Genomic DNA, 17,129 nt, shown 5'->3' with positions numbered 1-17,129 from the left:
TCCGCGTCCGGGCCCTCGCCCACGACCGTCACGGGACGCGAGGCGTCGCCGCCGCCCGGTGCCGGTGTGGGCGCGGCGGCGTCGCCGGGCGCCTGCGGCCCGTACGGGTACCAGCCCCGTCCGGTCTTGCGGCCGTGCAGTCCGGCGGTGACGCGGTTCGCGGTGAGGTACGAGGGCCGCAGCCGCTCGGAGTGGCGGAAGCCGCGCCAGACGGTGTCGATGACGGACGCCGTGACGTCGAGGCCGGTGAGGTCCATGAGGGCGAACGGGCCCATGCGCAGGCCCAGTACGTCGCGGGCGACCGCGTCGAGGTCGGCGGGCGGCGCGACGGACTCCTCCAGCAGGGCCAGCGCCTCGGTGACGAGGCCGCGCCCCGCGTGGTTGACGAGGAACCCGGGGGTGTCGGCGACGGTCACCGCACGGTGCCCGCAGCCCTCGGCGAAGGCGGTGAGGAATCCCGGGATCTCCGCGCGGGTGGCCGCGCCCGGCACGACCTCCACGATCTTCATCAGCGGTACGGGGTTGAAGAAGTGCAGCCCGGCCAGGCGGGAGGGGTCGGCGAGCCGTGCGCCGATCTCGGTGACGGAGAGGGAGGAGGTGTTGGTGGCGAAGACGGCCGACTCCGGGAGCACCTCGGCCAGTTCGGCGAAGACCTCGGCCTTCGTCTCCAGGTCCTCGCGGACGGCCTCGACGACGAGGGCGGGGGCGTCCTCCGGTTCCGGGGGCGCGAACGGCGAGGCGAGCGGCACCAGTCGGGCGCGGGCGGCGTCGGCCTCGTCCCGGTTCATGCGCCCCTTGTGCACGGCGCGTTCCAGCATGTCCGTCACGAAGCCGACGGCCTCGGTCACCGACTCCTCGCGTGCGTCGGCGAGTTCGACGGTGTGCCCGGCGACCGCCGCCCACTGGGCGACGCCCCGGCCCATGACGCCGGCGCCCACGATTCTGATCCGCATCCTGCTCACCCTCCGCTCCCCCGGCGCACCCGCGCCGTACCGCCGCGTCGCGTCCCTCACGTCAGGTCCTGTCCGCCGTACGGGCGGGGACACGGCGCGGAGCGCCGTGCCCGCTCTCAGCGCAGATAGACGCGTTCCGGGTCCACATCCTCGCGCAGCAGGGCGAGTTCACTCTCCGTGGGGGGCTCGATCACGCTCAGGTCGCCCGCGACCTGAAGGTCCCAGCCGGTGGCGGCGCGCACGTCCTCGGCGGTCACGCCGGGATGCAGCGCGGCCAACCGCAGCTCCTCGCCCACGCCTTCGCGCGCCAGGATGCCCAACTCCGTGATGACGCGCGTGACTCCGGCGCCCAGTGGCCGGATGCCGTCGGCGAGCGCGCGGTCCGGGCCGGGCGAGGTGCAGAAGTCCAACTTCTCGGTGAAGGAACGCGGATCGTGGCGGCGCATGACGACGAAGACCTCGGCGGCGTTCGCCATGACCTCGTTGGCGCCGCCCGAACCGGGCAGCCGCGCCCTGGGACGGTGCCAGTCGCCGATGACGGACGAGTTGAGGTTGCCCCACTTGTCGATCTGCGCGGCGCCGAGGAAGCCGACGTCGATATGGCCGCCCTGGAGCACGGAGCCGAAGAGCGTCGGCATCGGGATGACCGCCTCGGCGTCCGTGATGAGCACGGCGTCGGCGATGGTCTCCGGCAGATGCGAGGGGTGCGCGCCGCAGACCCCCGACTCGTAGACGACCTCCAGGCCCGGGGCGACGGTCAGATGCGCGAGGGAGGCGGCCAGCGTGGGCAGCCCGATACCGGCGAACACCGTGCGCCTGCCCGCCAGTTCACGGGCGGCGACGGCGGAGAGCAGCTCGGAGGAGGTCACGTCGGGGCTCGCGGCGGAGGCGGCGGACGTGGCCGGGGCGGTCGAGCCGGCCGACGTGGCGGCGGGGTTCGCTGCGGGAGTGGTCATCTGCGGCTCGCTTCCGAAGACGGGTGCTGGCTGGGTACGGGACGGGCGCGGCGTACGCGAAGACCGCGGCGTACGCGACGAGGGCGACGAGGGCGAGGGGCCGAACGTCACAGCCGCCGCCCGTAGTTGACGGGCCGGCTCATCGCCTCTCCCACGGCCAGGCCCTCCCAGAACTCCTCGCCGAGCTTGGCGACGTACTCGGCGTGGTCCGCGGTGCCGTGCACCCACTCCGCGAGCCAGGCGGTCAGCCGCTCCTTGTCCTTGCTGATGGCCGACCACGAGCGGTAGAAGGCGTTGTCGCGGTCGTAGTAGCCCTGGGCGAAGGACGGATGGGCGCCGCGGGGGCAGACCACGACGGCGTCGACGGCGTGCGCGGGGATCAGGGTGCGGTTCGGGTCGGAGCGTACGACCTCGTCCTCGACGACCTCCTCCACGACGACGACGGCCTTGCGCGCGGCGTAGACCGCCTCGGCCTGCACGCCGGTCAGGCCCCAGACCTGGGTGTTGCCGGAGCGGTCGGCGCGCTGGGCGTGCACGAACGTCACGTCCGGGTTGACGGGCGGCACGACGTAGATCTCCTCGCTCTCGCCGTCCGGACCCGGATAGGGCGACGTCACCTTGCGCAGCGCGGGGTTGACCCCCGGCAGATCGCTGCCGCCGTAGCTGCGCAGCGGGTAGAAGGGCAGCCGCTGGGCGCCGGCGATGTAGCGGCAGATCATCCCGTAGTGGCTGTACTCCTCGAAGGCGAGCGGCTCCGGGTCGGCGTGCTCCACGCGGCGGCGCAGCTCGCCGAGCGACCCGGCCGAGGAGTTGCCGACGAAGGAGGAGACGAGGCGCGAGACACAGCCCGCGGCGAGCATCTGGTCGACGACGATGTCCGCGGTCATGCGGACGACGGTCAGGTCCCGGCGGCCCTGCCGGATGATCTCGTGCCCGGCCGCGGTGGGGATGAGGTGGGTGAAGCCCTCCAGGGAGACGGTGTCGCCGTCGTGGACGTAGGCGGCCACGGCCTCGCGCATCGTGACCGTCTTGTCCGCGGGGCTGTCCCCACGGCGCGTCCCGTCGGTCCCGTCCGTCCTGTCCGTCCTGTCGGCGGGTCCGTTCGTCACGGCGCTCTCCACGGCCATCTCCCCATCTCCCGGCGCCCGTTCTCCCGGCGCGGCTCGGCTCGGCACGGCACGTACGGCACGTACGCTCCCACCCGCCATTGATTGGCGTCCAATACCGAATTAAGGTCAGTTTGAGACGCGAGAGAAATAACTGACCGGGGGCCTCACCGGGAAAGGGCGGGCGACGTGGAACTGCGCTACCTCTCCTCCTTCGTCGCCGTCGCCGAGGAGCTGCACTTCGGCCGCGCCGCCAAGCGGCTGCAGATGGCGCAGCCGCCGCTGAGCCAGCAGATCCGGCAGTTGGAGAAGGAGCTGGGGGTGCAGCTCTTCGAGCGCAGCACGCGCTCGGTACGGCTGACCAGCGCCGGCGAGGCGTTCCTCGACCCGGTCCGCACCGTCCTGGAGGACATCGACATCGCCCGGCGGGTCGCGAAGGCCGCGGGCCGCGGCGAGTACGGACGCGTCAGCGTCGGCTTCGCCGGCGCCTCCAGCCATGCCACGCTCCCCCGCCTCGCCCGCGCCGTACGGGCCGCGCATCCCGGCATCGAGCTGGTGATGCTCGGCCAGAACTATGCGAACCGGGCGCTGTCGCGCGTCGCCGACGGCACCCTCGACCTGGGCTTCGTACGGCTCCCGGTGAACCTGCCGGGCGTGGAGCACCGGGTGATCGGCGAGGAGGAGCTGGTGTGCGCGCTGCCCTCCGACCACCGGCTCGCCCGCCACGAGCGCATCGACGTACGGGAGTTGGCGGAGGAGCCCTTCGTCAGCTTCCCCGCGCGTACGGGCTCCAGCCTGCGCGACACCACGCTCCAGACGTGCGAACAGCACGGCTTCCATCCGCGGATCGTGCAGGAGGCCCCGGACTCGTACACGATCCTGGCGCTCGTCGCGATGGGGGTCGGTGTGACGCTCACGTTCACCTCCTGCATGCACATCCAGCAGACCGGCCTGGTCTACCGGCCGCTGGCGGGACCGCCCGTGGTGCTACGGGCGGCGCTCGCCTGGCGTACGGACAACCCGTCGGCGGCGCTGCGCAGCGTCCTGGACGTCGCGGAACAGACGCTGCCGCCGCCCGGCGGGGATTGATAGCCCGCACGTCTCAGTGCGAGGCGTATCGGATATTGGACCGGAATAGTCCGCGGTGGAAGGGTCGTACGGAAGCACACGGCCCCGTCCGCTCCCCTTCGCTCCCGCGCGCTCCGCACGCGCCTGTCCTCCCCTCCCCTTCCGACTCAGCAGCCAGAAAGGCACTCCGCCATGTCAGCGCCCACGCCGGACCGTACCGATGTCGTCGTCTGCCACCCGCTGCGCACGCCCATCGGGCGCTTCGGCGGCGCCCTGGCCGGGCAGCGGCCCGCCGCGCTCGCGGCCCATGTGATCGCCGAAGTCGTCGCGCGCAGCGGCCTCGACGGCTCGCAGATCGACGAGGTGATCCTCGGCCACGCCTACCCCAGCGCCGAGGCCCCGGCCATCGGACGGGTCGCCGCCCTGGACGCGGGGCTTCCGCAGACCGTGACGGGCCTACAGACCGACCGCCGCTGCGGCTCCGGACTCCAGGCGGTGCTGGACGCGGCGATGCAGATACAGGCCGGGTTCAGCGAGATCGTGGTCGCGGGCGGAGTCGATGTGATGAGCGCCGCCCCGTACTACACCCACGAGGGCCGCTGGGGCATCAAGGGCCCCGGGCTCCAGCTCCACGACGCCCTCGCACGCGGCCGGGTCACCGCGGGCGGCGAACTCCACCCCGTACCGGGCGGGATGATCGAGACGGCGGAGAACCTGCGCCGCGCGTACGGCATTTCACGCGCCGACCAGGACGCGCTGGCGCTGCGCTCGCAGCAGCGTGCCGCCCGCGCCATGGACGAGGGCTGGTTCGCGGAGGAGATCGTGCCGGTGACCGTGCGCACCCGTAAGGGCGAGAGCGAGGTGGCGGTCGACGAGCACCCGCGGCCGGAGACGACGGCGGACCAACTGGCCGCACTGCGCCCGGTGATGGGCAAGAGCGACCCGGAGGCGACGGTCACCGCCGGCAACGCCAGCGGCCAGAACGACGCCGCCGCGGCCTGTCTGGTCACCACCGCCGCGACGGCCGAACGCCTGGGCCTGACACCGCTGGTACGGCTGGTCTCCTTCGCGCGCGCGGGCGTCCCGGCGAAGACGATGGGCATCGGGCCCGTCGGCGCGACCCGTGCCGCCCTGGACCGTGCCGGGCTCTCGCTCGCCGATCTGGACCTGATCGAGCTGAACGAGGCGTTCGCCGCCCAAGTCCTGGCGTGCACACGCGAGTTGGGCCTCACCGAGCAGGACCACGAGGAGCGCGTCAACGTCTGCGGCTCCGGCATCTCGCTCGGACACCCGGTGGGCGCGACGGGCGCGCGCATCCTCACCACGCTGGCCCGCCACATGGACCGTACGCAGGCACGGTACGGCCTGGAGACGATGTGCATCGGCGGCGGGCAGGGCCTCGCGGCAGTCTTCGAACGTTGCTGAGCACCGCCGAGCACTGCCGAACGCCTCGGGCTGCATGCTGCTGCTCCTCAAGCGGCCCTCGTACGAGGGGAGTTCACCCGGCGGCGGGGCCCGTCCCTGGCTTCGTACCGTCCCGGACGGAGGTCCGGTAGCGGGCCGCGCACATGACGAGGGCCCGGCAGCATCGGATGCTGCCGGGCCCTCGCCGTGCCGTACTCGGTGCTCTGCGCGAGGAGTTGTGTCAGTCCTGCGCGGAGCGGCGCTTGCGCGCGACGACGACCAGGCCGGCACCCGCGACCAGGACGACACCGGCGGCACCGGCGATCATCGGGGTGGCGCTGGAGGCACCGGTCTCGGCGAGGTCGTCACCGCCGCCGTTCGGCGCGGTGCTGGGCTCCTCCGACGGCGGCGCCGGGGCCTCGCTGCTGGGCTCATCACTGGGCTCGTCGCTGGGCGACGGGGAGGGCGAGGGCGACTCCTCGCACACCGGCGACGACTTGTGCTCGTCACGCGAGAACTTGTCGTCGTCACCGGCCTTGACGACCAGGTGCACGTCGAGCGGCGAGGTGTGCTTGGGCAGGTCGACCTTCTTGTCGAAGGTGCGGCCGAACTTCTCGTCCACCAGCTTCTTGTCGCCCACGCTGATGGTGACCGTGTTCTCGACCTGGTCGTTGTAGTTCTCGAGGTGGATGCTCGTTGCGTAGCAGTCCACCTCCCAGCCCGGGACGTGGGCGGAGGCCGGGGAGGCGACGAACATCCCCGTGCCCGCAAGGGCGGCGACACCGGTGGCGACGGCGGCGGCACGGTGCCATCTCTGACGTATAGCGGTCATGATCTCCCTCTGAGGATGAAGAAGTTGTGCAGAGCGGATGTCGTGCGAGGACAGCACGGTACTCCCCGGTGCATCACTGGTCGCGCCCGCCCCCATACGTTCAAAAAGCCCTGAGAAAGGGGCAGTTCAGGCGTGGTGGCAAGTGATGCGACTGTGCTCCCCCGTGCGGTCCGGTGGCTGCCCGCCCGTTCCCGCTGGAACCCGCTGACCCTACCGCCCCGTGTGCATCGGCGGGGGAAACTCACGCACATTGAGCGGTCTCAACTATGAAACGGCGAGAGCGAGTACCTGTGGAGAAACCATGGCGTGCCACTGCGCCGAACCGGCGACCAGGCGCCGGTCCACGACCCAGGGAGGTCAGTGAGTTGAGCCATCGACGCAAGGACAGCAAGCGGGCGTATGTGATAGCCGGCGCAGGCACCGCCGCACTGGCGCTCGCCGCCATCACCCTGCCGTACGCGAGCGCGGGGCAGCAGGACGAGTCCGGCCCCCGCACCATGAGCGCCAAGGCGGCCGCCGCGATGGGCACGAAGCTCGCGGACGAGAACGGTGCGAACACCGCCGGCTGGTTCATCGACGGCAAGGCCAAGAAGCTCGTCATGAACGTTCTCGACGAGGAGACGGCCCAGCGCGTCGAGCAGAGCGGCGCCGAGGCCAGAATCGTCCAGAACTCCAAGGCGGAGCTGAAGAAGGTCAGCGACACCCTCGCGGGCGCGGGCGCGGTACCGGGTACGGCCTGGTCCGTGGACCCCCGTACGAACAAGGTGTCCGTGCTGGCCGACCAGACCGTCGACAGCCAGGGCTGGAACTCCCTCACCAAGACCGCCGCCGGCATGGACGGCAAGATGTCGCTGGAGCGCTCCAGCGGCAAGTTCCAGCGGCTGCACGGCAACGGCGGCATGGGCGCCCAGGGCAACGGCCAGGGGAACGGCCAGGGGAACGGCCAAGGAAACGGCCAAGGCATGGGCAACGGCCAAGGAAACGGCAACGGCCAGGGTGCCGGCAACGGCGACGGCGCCGGTGACGACGGTTCGGGCGCGGGCGACGACGCCGCCGCGGACGGAGTGCTCGGCGGCGACGCGATCTTCGCCGACGGCACCCGCTGTTCGCTCGGCTTCAACGTCACGGTCGACGGCGCACCCGGCTTCCTGACGGCCGGTCACTGCGGCAACGCGGCGAAGAACTGGACGTCCGACGAGGCCGGCGCCAACGCCTTCGGCACGATCCAGGACTCGCAGTTCCCGGAGACCGACTTCGCGATCGCCACCCTCGACGACGCACAGGCCGAGGCCACCAGCGCCGTCAACCTCGACCCGCTGGGTTCGGGCCAGGGCGGTACGCAGGAGATCACCGGCGCCGCCGAGGCCGCCGTGGGCATGCAGGTGCAGCGCAGCGGCAGCACCACCGGCGTCACCGACGGCGAGGTCACCGGCCTGGACGCGACCGTCAACTACGGCGGCGGCGACATCGTCAACGGCCTGATCCAGACGAACGTCTGCGCCGAGCCCGGCGACAGCGGCGGCTCGATGTTCTCCGAGGACAAGGCCGTGGGTCTGACCTCCGGCGGCAGCGGCGACTGCACGCAGGGCGGCGAGACCTTCTTCCAGCCGGTCACCGACGCACTGGAGGCGACGGGCGCGGAGATCGGCAGCGGCGGCGGGGACGCCGGACAGCAGCAGGGCCAGGAACAAGGCCAGGAGCAGGAGCAAGAACAGGGCCTGTTCCAGTAAGCAGCCGGACCGGCGCCCCCGACGGGCGATCCGTCAGCCGCCCACGGTGAATCCGGAACTGGTTCCCGTGATGGCTTTCGGGTCGCCCGCGACCGGTTTGGCGTCTCCCTCGTAGCGGATCCGGTACTCACCGGAGGGCGTCTTCTCGGGGATGTCCCAGGTGACCGTCACCTTCGAGGCGGCGACGCCGTAACGCTCCCAGTGGAAGGTCGTCGACCAGTCGCCGTCGTCCGCGACGGTGCGCCACTCGCCGTCCTTCTTCTCCTCGACGCGCAGATACGTCCCGCCCCGGTGCAGCACGTTGCCGGGGTGGGCGCCGGCGAAGACGACCGTGACCCGTTCCCCCGCACGGTAGTTGGCGCGCGGCGCGGTCAGCACGTCCCCGAACTCGTGCGAGATCGGCGGCGCGTCCAGCACGATCCCCGGCTGAAGGGAGATCGTCTTGTCGGAGATGTCCGGGGCCACGGGCCCGATCGGCACGCTCTCCCCGTCCTTCATGGCGCGCGCGAGCCGTGCCGCCGTCTGCTGGATCGCCGGGAGCTGCCACCGTCCGAAGAGGGTGCTGCCGCCCTCGTACTGCTGTGAGTCGTACTCGTCGGGCGTGGTGAGGTAGTGGAAGTAGGAGTTGGCGTACCCGGCGACGAGCACGTCCCGTACCTCGGCCCCGACCGTCTCGGCGACCGTACGCCGCAGCCGCAGCCCGGCGCACACGGTCACCTCACCGGGGACGCCGACCAGGTACAACTGCCCGATGCGCAGCAGTTGTACGGGCACCTGCTCCTGGACCCAGGGGTAGATCGCGTTCATCTCGCCGACGGGCACGAAGATGCCCTTCGGGGCCTGGGCCTGGCGCAGTTCGGGTGAGGCCTCGTAGATGATCGAGTCGGAGATCTTGTCCCACAGCGGGTTCTCGCCCTCGTCGAAGCCGGGGAAGGCGGGCCCGTCCTCCAGGCTGCCGGCCGCCATGGACGCGCCGATCGCGGGCTTGGCCGTCTTGTGCTGCTTGCCGTCGCCGGTGAACTCGGGCTCGACGGTCACGTCGGAGAGGTCGATGTAGACGAGGCGGGAGTCGACGCCGCCGGTCATCTTCGTTCCCCGCTGGTCGAGTTGGCCCGAAGCCGCCTCGTACTGGCGGGTGCCGCTCTCGTGGGTGTGGCCGAAGTCGGCGGGCGTCGTCGGCGGCTTCAGATCCAGGTTCGGCGACATGTCGCCCGAGTTGGTCTGCGCGAACGCGGAGACGAAGTCCGGTGTGCCGTCGGCGAGATAGTCGCCGCCCTCGACCTCGCGCTCCCAACGGTAGGCGGCATAGCCCTTGTTGTCGGCGCTGATCAGCTTGTTCTCGCCGGACATGCTCGTCCCGTGCACCGGGAACCAGTTGACGGCTCCGGCCACTCGCCCGTCGCGCTCGATGCGCAGCAGCGTGCTCTGCGTGTCGACCGCGTCGGGGAAGTGGCTGCGCAGCTCCGAGGGGTTGCGCTCGAAGGCCTCGCGGGACCTGTTGGCGTTGGTGCCGGTCAACTCGGCGTGGGTGAGGGTGAGTTCGGAGGGCGCCAGGTCCTCGTGGGCGCGTACGGCGGCCTCGGTGATGCCGTCCGTCATGGCCTCGAACGTCTTCTTGTGGAAGCCGAACGTGGTGAGGTCGTAGAGCAGATGGTGCGAGGAGCCGCCAGGCCCGCAGTGGGTGTGGGTGGCGGCGATCATCACGTTGCGGTGCGTGTAGAGGTCGCCGTACTTCTCCGCGAGCCGCTTCAGTACGGCCTGGTGCACGCTCTCGAAGATCATGGCCGTGTCGACGACGACCAGCAGCACACGCTCGTCGCTGCCCTGGTCGGCGAAGACGAACGCGCGGGCGCGCAGGCGCGTATGGAGCCCCTGTGCCTGCTGGTCGATGCGGCCGTAGCCCATCATGCCGACCTCGGCTATCTCGCCGGTGGTGTCGGAGATGCCGCGGCCGACGAGGTAACCGCCCGCCGCCGCGGCGGAGTTGACGGCTGCCTCCGCCTGGGCGGCCTGGGCGCCGGGCGGGATCCCGGCGAGGCCGAGTCCGGTGAGCGCGGCGCCCGCACGCAGGACGGTGCGGCGGCTGCGGCGGCGTGGGCCCTGCTCGGCGCCGGTCTCCGGCGAGGCGGGCGGGGAGTCCTCCGGGCTGCCGGAGGACGGTGGGGTGTGGGGGTGGGTACTGCTCAACGGGTGCTCCTCTGTAGGGCTACTTCCCGGTAATGCCGTTGAGGATGTCACCCCGCACCACCCCCCACAATGCGCGTGCGGGGATTGCGCGAAAAAAGGACCGGACCAATTCTCCCGGCCCAACCCGGGCCGGACTCAGCCGCGTTGGGCGACCAGCGACGCGTGGGTCGGAGCCTCCGGCACCCCGGCGGGACGCAGCGCGGCGAACTCCTTGCGCAGCACCGGCACGACCTCCTCGCCGAGCATGTCCAACTGCTCCAGCACGGTCTTCAGCGGCAGGCCCGCGTGGTCCATGAGGAAGAGCTGCCGCTGGTAGTCGCCGAAGGACTCACGGAAGGTGAGCGTCTTCTCGATCACCTCCTGCGGACTGCCGACCGTCAGCGGCGTCTGCTCGGTGAACTCCTCCAGCGTGGGCCCGTGCCCGTAGACGGGAGCGTTGTCGAAGTACGGACGGAACTCCCGTACGGCGTCCTGGGAGTTGGGGCGCATGAACACCTGCCCGCCGAGCCCCACGATCGCCTGCTCCGGGGTGCCGTGGCCGTAGTGGGCGTAGCGCTCCCGGTAGAGCCCGATGAGCTGCTGGAAGTGCTCCGTGGGCCAGAAGATGTGGTTCGCGAAGAAGCCGTCGCCGTAGTACGCGGCCTGTTCGGCGATCTCCGGGCTGCGGATGGAGCCGTGCCAGACGAACGGAGGCACACCGTCCAGCGGGCGGGGTGTCGAGGTGAAGCTCTGGAGGGGCGTACGGAAGCGGCCCTCCCAGTCCACGACGTCCTCGCGCCACAACTCGTGCAGCAGCGCGTAGTTCTCCAGGGCCAGCGGGATGCCCTGGCGGATGTCCTGCCCGAACCAGGGGTAGACGGGCGGGGTGTTGCCGCGGCCCATCATCAAGTCGACCCGGCCGTCGGCGAGATGCTGCAGCATCGCGTAGTCCTCGGCGATCTTCACCGGGTCGTTGGTGGTGATCAGCGTCGTGGAGGTGGAGAGGATCAGCCGCTCGGTACGGGCGGCGATCCAGCCGAGCATCGTCGTCGGCGACGACGGTACGAACGGCGGGTTGTGGTGCTCGCCCGTGGCGAAGACGTCGAGCCCCACCTCCTCCGCCTTCAGCGCGACGGCGACCATCGACTTGATGCGCTCGTGTTCGCTGGGCGTGCTGCCGTCGGTGGGATCCGTCGTGACGTCCCCGACGGTGAAGATCCCGAACTGCACCGCTCTCACCCTCTCGTTGACTCCGCCGGCCACCCGGAGCTACGTCGTTCAGTATTGAACTACCGGGTGCCGACAGTCTGCCACGCGGTCTTCTTCCATGGTCGCGCGGACGCCACCGGGACGCAGAAGCAGAGGGAGACAGAGGGAAACAGAGGGAAGTGCGGCGGGGCAGGGAGACGCAGGTGTGCGGACGGGCCGCCGGTCACAGACGGGACGGCGCCGCCGGAGGCGGAGAGCTCCGGCGGCGCCGCGTGCCGTACGGCCGGCTCAGCCGCGTGTCACCGCGGCCGTCAGCCGCCGACGTTCACATCGATGCAGGCGTAGAAGGCGTTGGCGGTGTCGGCGATGTTCCACACCGCGAGCACCTTCTGCTGCCCGCTCAGATCGCCGAAGTCGACCTGGTGCGTGACGGTCTCGCCGGGCTGCGCACCGCCGTCGTCGAACTCCGCGATCTTCGAGCCGCCGACGAAGTACTGCCACGTACTCGTCGAATGCCGCGCCGTCAGACGCCAGTTGAAGTCCGTCGTCTTGCCCACGGGCGTGACGGCCCAGCCCTTGCCGTCGTCGTCCAGCTCGGCGAACTGCTCGTTGCCGCCGCTGCAGCTCGTGAGGCCCTTGGGCCCCTCGACGCTCTGCGGCTCCCATGTGATGGACCCGCACTCGACGGTGCCGGCGGCGCACTGCGCCTGCCTGCTCGGCGGTGAGTCGATGTAGCCGTGGGCACTCGCCGGTGCGGCCGGCAGGGACAGAGCGAGCAGGGGGGCGACGCCCGCCCCGATGCTCGCCGCAAGCTTCCTCTTGAAGTGCATGCCAACTCCTTCACGGTCCGGACCGCCGGCAACGGCGAGGAGGGGAGGGCACGTTGGTACCGCTCACCCTTGCAGACGGCCTCGTTGAACGCGGAAGCGATGTGAAGGCATGATCCGCCAGCGCTGAGGACCAGCCGTGGGTGAAGGTGCTGACGGCTTCGAGCTGGGGGACCCGGAATTCACGCTCGCCATTAGGTCTAGACCATAGCGACAATCGGCGCCCGGTCAAGACCCCCGTCCGTGATTGGCGCGATGTATGAGAGCGCTTGCGGAACATCGGTGCCGGACGAGCGGTTTAGGCGGCGTGCGGCGGCGGGAACGCGACCCGGGAACTCCCGGCATCACCCGTCGGGCCGACCGAGGGCCGCCACGGTCCGCCCCGTCCTCAACAGCAGGAGAGCACATGAGCACCACGGAGCTCACCAAGGACAACTTCGACGAGGTCGTCGCCGACGACGGCTTCGTCCTGATCGACTTCTGGGCGGACTGGTGCGGTCCGTGCCGGCAGTTCGCACCGGTCTACGAGGCGGCGGCGGAGCGTCACACCGATCTGACCTTCGCGAAGGTCGACACCGAGGCCCAGCAGGAACTGGCCGCGGCCTTCGAGGTCCAGTCGATCCCCACGCTGGCGATCGTGCGGGACCGCATCGTCGTCTTCTCCCAGCCGGGCGCGCTGCCCGAGGCCGTCCTGGAGGATCTGATCGGGCAGGCCCGCGGCCTGGACATGGACGAGGTACGCCAGTCCGCGTCGGCGTCCCCGGAGGACGCACAGGAACAGAACGCGCAGGGCGAGGGCGGAGGGGGCGCGCAGCCCGGCCAGTGAGCGTGCCCGGCCAGTGAGGCAGGGCGGGCCGGCGGGAGCGTTCCGTACGTCCGGACCCGCCCGCCCCGTCGCACCGGATCAGTCCGCCTGACCGCTCTCCTCGCGCTGCACGCGCTGCCGCCGTGTGACGACGCAGGCCGCCGCTGCCGCCGCGGCGGCGAAGGTCACCCCCAGCATCCAGGGCCTGTTGAGCCGGTGCCCCAGTAGCTCGTCCAGCGAGAAGGCGCCCGGGCCGGCCAGGGCGAGCGCCGACCCGGCGAGCCCCAGATACGCCGGAAACTCCAGCCCGCCCTTGTCGTTGAAGAATCCCGCGGGCACATGGACGGACGCGGCCCCTGCCATCGCCCCCGCCACCGCCGCCCCGGCCCCCGGCGACGCCAGGCCCAGCGCCAGCAGCGTCCCGCCGCCGGCCTCGCCGATGCCGGAGGCCAGCGCGCTGGGGCGTCCCGGCCGGAAGCCGATCTGCTCCATGGCTCCGGCCGTCTTCTCCAGGCCGTGGCCGCCGAACCAGCCGAAGAGCTTCTGGGCGCCGTGCGCGAAGAGCACGCCGCCGGTGCCGAGGCGGAGCACGAGAAGTCCGAGGTCCTGGCGGACGGAGTGGCTGCGGTGGCGGCGCCGGCGGCGGCCGGCGCACATCGGATGACCCATGGTGACGTCCCTTCGTAACTGCGTGCTCGGGGTGGGGGGTTAGCGCGGCTGGGGTTAGCGCGACTGGGGGGACTCAGGGGACTCGGTCAGCATGCGGGAGAGGTCGTAGCGGACGGGCTCTTCGAGCTGGGCGTAGGTGCACTCGCGGGGTTCGCGGTCGGTGCGCCAGCGGCGGAACTGTGTGGTGTGCCGGAAGCGGTCGCCCTCCATGTGGTCGTAGGCGACCTCGCAGACGCGCTCGGGGCGCAGCGGCACCCACGAGAGGTCCTTGGTGCCGCTCCAGCGGCTCGGCGCTCCCGGCAGCCGGCTCTGTGTGTGCGCCTCCTCGCTCTGCCAGCGCGCCCACGGGTGTCCGGACGGGTCGGACATGCGCAACGGGTCGAGTTCGGCCATGAGTTCACGGCGGCGGTTCATGGTGAACGAGGCGCACACGCCGACGTGCTGGAGCGTGCCCTCCGTGTCGTACAGGCCGAGCAGCAGCGAGCCGACGCCCTCGCCGCTCTTGTGCGGGCGCAGCCCGGCCAGCACGCAGTCCGCGGTGCGCTCGTGCTTGACCTTCACCATGAGGCGCTCGTCGGGCCGGTACGGCACGTCGAGGCCCTTGGCCACGATGCCGTCGAGACCGGCGCCCTCGAACTCGTCGAACCACTGCCGCGCGAGGGCGGCGTCCCGCGTCGCGGGCGCCACGAAGACCGGCGCGCGCGCCGGGCGCAGCGCCCGCTCCAGGATCTCGCGGCGCTCGCGCAGCGGTGTCTCCATGAGCGAGTCGTCGCCGAGCGCGAGCACGTCGAAGGCGACGAAGGACGCCGGTGTCTCCTCCGCGAGCAGCCGCACCCGGGAGGCGGCCGGATGGATGCGCTGGCCGAGGGCGTCGAAGTCGAGCCTGCCGTCCCGTGCGACGACGATCTCGCCGTCGACGACGCAGCGCTCCGGGAGGTTGGCGAGCAGCGCCGTGACCAGTTCGGGGAAGTAGCGCTTGAGCGATTTGCCGGTGCGGCTGCCGATCTCCGTCTCCTCGCCGTCGCGGAAGACGATGGCGCGGAAGCCGTCCCACTTGGCCTCGTACTGCATGCCCGCGGGGATCTTCGCGGCGAGCTTGGCGAGCATCGGCTTGACGGGCGGCATCACCGGCAGGTCCATGGCCAGACTCTATGCGCNCCGGGCGCGCCCGCCTGTTCGCGCACGCCTGCTCGCGGCCGCCTGTTCGCGGCGTCCGTCCCGGCCGCCGGTCCGGCGTGCCTGCGCGGGCTTTACCGTCCGCCGGGAGGCGGCCCGCCGCACCCGGGCATAGCGTGGCCGCATGGGCGAGGCGGTGGAGCTGACGGTCGGCGGGCGGCAGGTACGGCTGTCCAACCCGGACAAGGTGTACTTCCCGGAGCGGGGACTGACCAAGCTGGACGTGGCCCGCTACTACGTGACGGTGGGCGAGGGCGCGGCACGCGCCCTGCACGACCGGCCGACGACGCTGGAGCGCTACCCGGAGGGCCTGGACGGGGAGTCCTTCTTCCAGAAGCGCGCGCCCAAGTACCTCCCCGACTGGATCCCCACCGCCCGCATCAGCTTCCCCAGCGGACGGCACGCCGACGAGATCTGCCCGACCGGGCCCGCGGCCGTGGTGTGGGCCGCGAACCTCGGCTGTCTGACGTTCCATCCCTGGCCGGTGCGCCGCGCCGACACCGACCACCCCGACGAGCTGCGCATCGACCTCGATCCGCAGCCGGGTACGGACTTCGCCGACGCCGTCCGCGCCGCGGTCCAACTGCGGCCGCTGCTGGCGGAGTTGGGACTGCACGGCTGGCCGAAGACCTCCGGCGGGCGCGGGCTGCACGTCTTCGTGCCGATCGTCCCCGAGTGGAACTTCGCGCAGGTGCGGCGTGCGGCCATCGCCGTCGGCAGGGAGCTGGAGCGGCGCGACCCCACCCGTGTCACCACCGCGTGGTGGAAGGAGGAGCGCGGCGAGCGGATCTTCGTCGACTACAACCAGACGGCACGGGACCGCACCATCGCCAGCGCCTATTCCGTACGTCCCAACCGGCGGGCCACGGTCTCCGCGCCGCTGCGCTGGGAGGAGCTGGAGCACGCGCACCCGGACGACTTCGACGTGGTGACGATGCCGCTGCGCTTCGCCGAAGTCGGCGACGTACACGCGGAGATGGACCGGCACCCCTGCCGTCTGGACGCCGCGCTGGAGCTGGCCGCCCGGGACGAGCGCGAGCACGGGCTCGGCGATCTGCCCTATCCGCCGGAGCATCCGAAGGTGAAGGGCGAGCCCAAGCGCGTCCAGCCGAGCCGGGCGAAGCGCACGGAGAGCTGACGCGCGCCGAGAGCTGAAGCGCAGCGAGAGCTGACGCCCCGCCTCCGCTTCCGCCGCTGCCCCGGTCGCGGGCCCCTGCCGGACGGTCCCGGGTCACAACCGCCGTGCAGGCAGCTAGGGTTCACCACTGGAAACGGGTGTGCACCGGCGTCGCGCTGCCGGGGGATCGGGAGTTCGAGTTGACCGACGAGGACCGGCTGCTGGCGGGGAGGTACCGGCTCACCCGGCAGCTCGGCCGCGGGGGCATGGGGACGGTATGGCTCGCCGAGGACACGCTGCTCGGCCGGCGTGTGGCCGTCAAGAAGCTGCATGTGGCGCCGCATCAGGACGACGAGGAGCGGACGCGGCTGTACGAACGCACCCGCCGCGAGGCGCGCAGCGCCGCCCGCATCAGCCACCCCGGCGTCATCGTCGTGCACGACGTGGTCGAGGAGGAGGGGCGGCCGTGCATCGTCATGGAGTACGTGCCCTCGCGCTCGCTCGGCGATGTCGTGCGCGAGGACGGGCCGTTGGCACCGGGCGACGTCGCGCGCAGCGGCAGGGCGATGGCCTCGGCGCTGCGCGCCGCGCACGCCGCGGGTGTGCTGCACCGCGATGTGAAGCCCGCCAACGTGCTGCTCTCCGAGGACGGTGAGCGGACGGTACTGACCGACTTCGGCATCGCCGCGGCGTCCGGGACGACGACGCTGACGCGCACCGGCGAGTTCGTCGGCTCCATCAACTACGCGGCCCCGGAACGGATGCAGGGCGGCGAGTCGAGCCCGGCCTCCGACGTGTGGGGGCTGGGCGCGACGCTGTACGAGGCGGTGGAGGGCGTCGCGCCCTTCCGCCGGAGCAGTTGGGTGGAGACGGCGTACGCGACTGCGAGCGAACCGCCGCGTCCGATGGAACGGGCGGGCGTCCTGGGCGAGTTGATCGAGGGGCTGCTCGCGAAGGACGTGGCGGAGCGGCTGACGCTGGAGCAGGCGGAGGAGTGGCTCGCGGGCGCCGCCGGGACGGTGGCGCTGCCCTCGCAGGCGCCGTGGCGTGAGCCGGTACGGGCGGCCGCGGCGGCAGCCCATCGCCCGGCGGCAGCGGCGGCACCGTCGGG

General features: G+C 71.6%; 15 protein-coding genes. 6 read left to right on the top strand and 9 right to left on the bottom strand.

Going from position 1 to position 17,129, the window contains the following annotated elements:
* The 3 genes from AN218_RS14090 to AN218_RS14080 form a co-directional block, all read right to left on the bottom strand.
* Nucleotides 1-953 (bottom strand): 3-hydroxyacyl-CoA dehydrogenase NAD-binding domain-containing protein (locus AN218_RS14090; protein ID WP_244900454.1); only part of this gene is annotated, 953 nt, incomplete at its 3' end.
* A gap of 116 nt (nt 954-1,069) precedes the next feature.
* Nucleotides 1,070-1,909 carry a CoA-transferase subunit beta gene (locus AN218_RS14085; protein WP_070017186.1) on the bottom strand — a complete coding sequence of 280 codons (840 nt, stop codon included), beginning with the start codon at nt 1,907-1,909 and terminating at the stop codon, nt 1,070-1,072.
* 107 nt (nt 1,910-2,016) lie between these two features.
* The gene (locus tag AN218_RS14080; RefSeq protein WP_107421438.1) at nt 2,017-2,928 is read right to left on the bottom strand and encodes a CoA transferase subunit A; all 912 of its coding nucleotides are present in this window, start codon (nt 2,926-2,928) and stop codon (nt 2,017-2,019) included.
* A gap of 276 nt (nt 2,929-3,204) precedes the next feature.
* Here AN218_RS14080 and AN218_RS14075 point away from each other — a divergent pair, with 276 nt between their 5' ends.
* The gene (locus AN218_RS14075) at nt 3,205-4,104 is read left to right on the top strand and encodes a LysR family transcriptional regulator (protein WP_070017184.1); all 900 of its coding nucleotides are present in this window, start codon (nt 3,205-3,207) and stop codon (nt 4,102-4,104) included.
* 171 nt (nt 4,105-4,275) lie between these two features.
* Nucleotides 4,276-5,508, top strand: a complete 1,233-nt coding sequence (locus AN218_RS14070; protein WP_070017183.1) for an acetyl-CoA C-acetyltransferase — start codon at nt 4,276-4,278, stop codon at nt 5,506-5,508.
* 220 nt (nt 5,509-5,728) lie between these two features.
* Here AN218_RS14070 and AN218_RS14065 read toward each other — a convergent pair whose 3' ends face one another.
* A complete protein-coding gene (locus AN218_RS14065) occupies nt 5,729-6,319 on the bottom strand; it encodes an LAETG motif-containing sortase-dependent surface protein (protein WP_070017182.1) in 591 nt (196 codons plus the stop codon).
* Nucleotides 6,320-6,684: 365 nt separating this feature from the next.
* Between AN218_RS14065 and AN218_RS14060 the strand changes: the two genes are divergently transcribed.
* Nucleotides 6,685-8,049: a S1 family peptidase gene (locus AN218_RS14060; RefSeq protein WP_244900453.1), complete on the top strand. Its 1,365-nt coding sequence runs from the start codon at nt 6,685-6,687 to the stop codon at nt 8,047-8,049.
* A gap of 33 nt (nt 8,050-8,082) precedes the next feature.
* On the opposite strand, the gene AN218_RS14055 is transcribed toward AN218_RS14060, so the two are convergent.
* The 3 genes from AN218_RS14055 to AN218_RS14045 form a co-directional block, all read right to left on the bottom strand.
* The gene (locus AN218_RS14055; RefSeq protein WP_107421437.1) at nt 8,083-10,236 is read right to left on the bottom strand and encodes a neutral/alkaline ceramidase; all 2,154 of its coding nucleotides are present in this window, start codon (nt 10,234-10,236) and stop codon (nt 8,083-8,085) included.
* 135 nt (nt 10,237-10,371) lie between these two features.
* Entirely contained in the window at nt 10,372-11,445 is a 1,074-nt protein-coding gene (locus tag AN218_RS14050) for an LLM class flavin-dependent oxidoreductase (protein ID WP_070017180.1), read from the bottom strand.
* A gap of 290 nt (nt 11,446-11,735) precedes the next feature.
* Complete coding sequence (locus AN218_RS14045) at nt 11,736-12,254, bottom strand: lytic polysaccharide monooxygenase auxiliary activity family 9 protein (RefSeq protein ID WP_070017179.1); 519 nt, start codon at nt 12,252-12,254, stop codon at nt 11,736-11,738.
* Between the two features lie 403 nt (nt 12,255-12,657).
* Between AN218_RS14045 and trxA the strand changes: the two genes are divergently transcribed.
* Nucleotides 12,658-13,077 (top strand): thioredoxin, encoded by a 420-nt coding sequence (gene trxA / locus AN218_RS14040; protein WP_070017178.1) that lies wholly within the window; start codon nt 12,658-12,660, stop codon nt 13,075-13,077.
* 78 nt (nt 13,078-13,155) lie between these two features.
* Here trxA and AN218_RS14035 read toward each other — a convergent pair whose 3' ends face one another.
* Both AN218_RS14035 and AN218_RS14030 read right to left on the bottom strand, forming a co-directional pair.
* Nucleotides 13,156-13,725 carry a DoxX family protein gene (locus tag AN218_RS14035; protein ID WP_244900452.1) on the bottom strand — a complete coding sequence of 190 codons (570 nt, stop codon included), beginning with the start codon at nt 13,723-13,725 and terminating at the stop codon, nt 13,156-13,158.
* A 54-nt stretch (nt 13,726-13,779) separates the two neighbouring features.
* Nucleotides 13,780-14,865 carry an ATP-dependent DNA ligase gene (locus AN218_RS14030; protein ID WP_070017177.1) on the bottom strand — a complete coding sequence of 362 codons (1,086 nt, stop codon included), beginning with the start codon at nt 14,863-14,865 and terminating at the stop codon, nt 13,780-13,782.
* A 160-nt stretch (nt 14,866-15,025) separates the two neighbouring features.
* On the opposite strand from AN218_RS14030, the gene ligD reads away from it, so the two are divergent.
* A complete protein-coding gene (gene ligD / locus AN218_RS14025) occupies nt 15,026-16,039 on the top strand; it encodes a non-homologous end-joining DNA ligase (protein ID WP_070017176.1) in 1,014 nt (337 codons plus the stop codon).
* A 179-nt stretch (nt 16,040-16,218) separates the two neighbouring features.
* Nucleotides 16,219-17,129: serine/threonine-protein kinase (locus AN218_RS14020; RefSeq protein WP_141747575.1), on the top strand; the 911-nt coding region annotated here is incomplete at its 3' end.

This window comes from Streptomyces nanshensis (genome assembly GCF_001751255.1).
GTDB classification, from domain to species: Bacteria; Actinomycetota; Actinomycetes; order Streptomycetales; family Streptomycetaceae; genus Streptomyces; species Streptomyces nanshensis_A.
The sequence above is the reverse complement of the archived record's forward strand: the minus strand, read 5'-3'. Positions and strand labels throughout refer to the sequence as shown.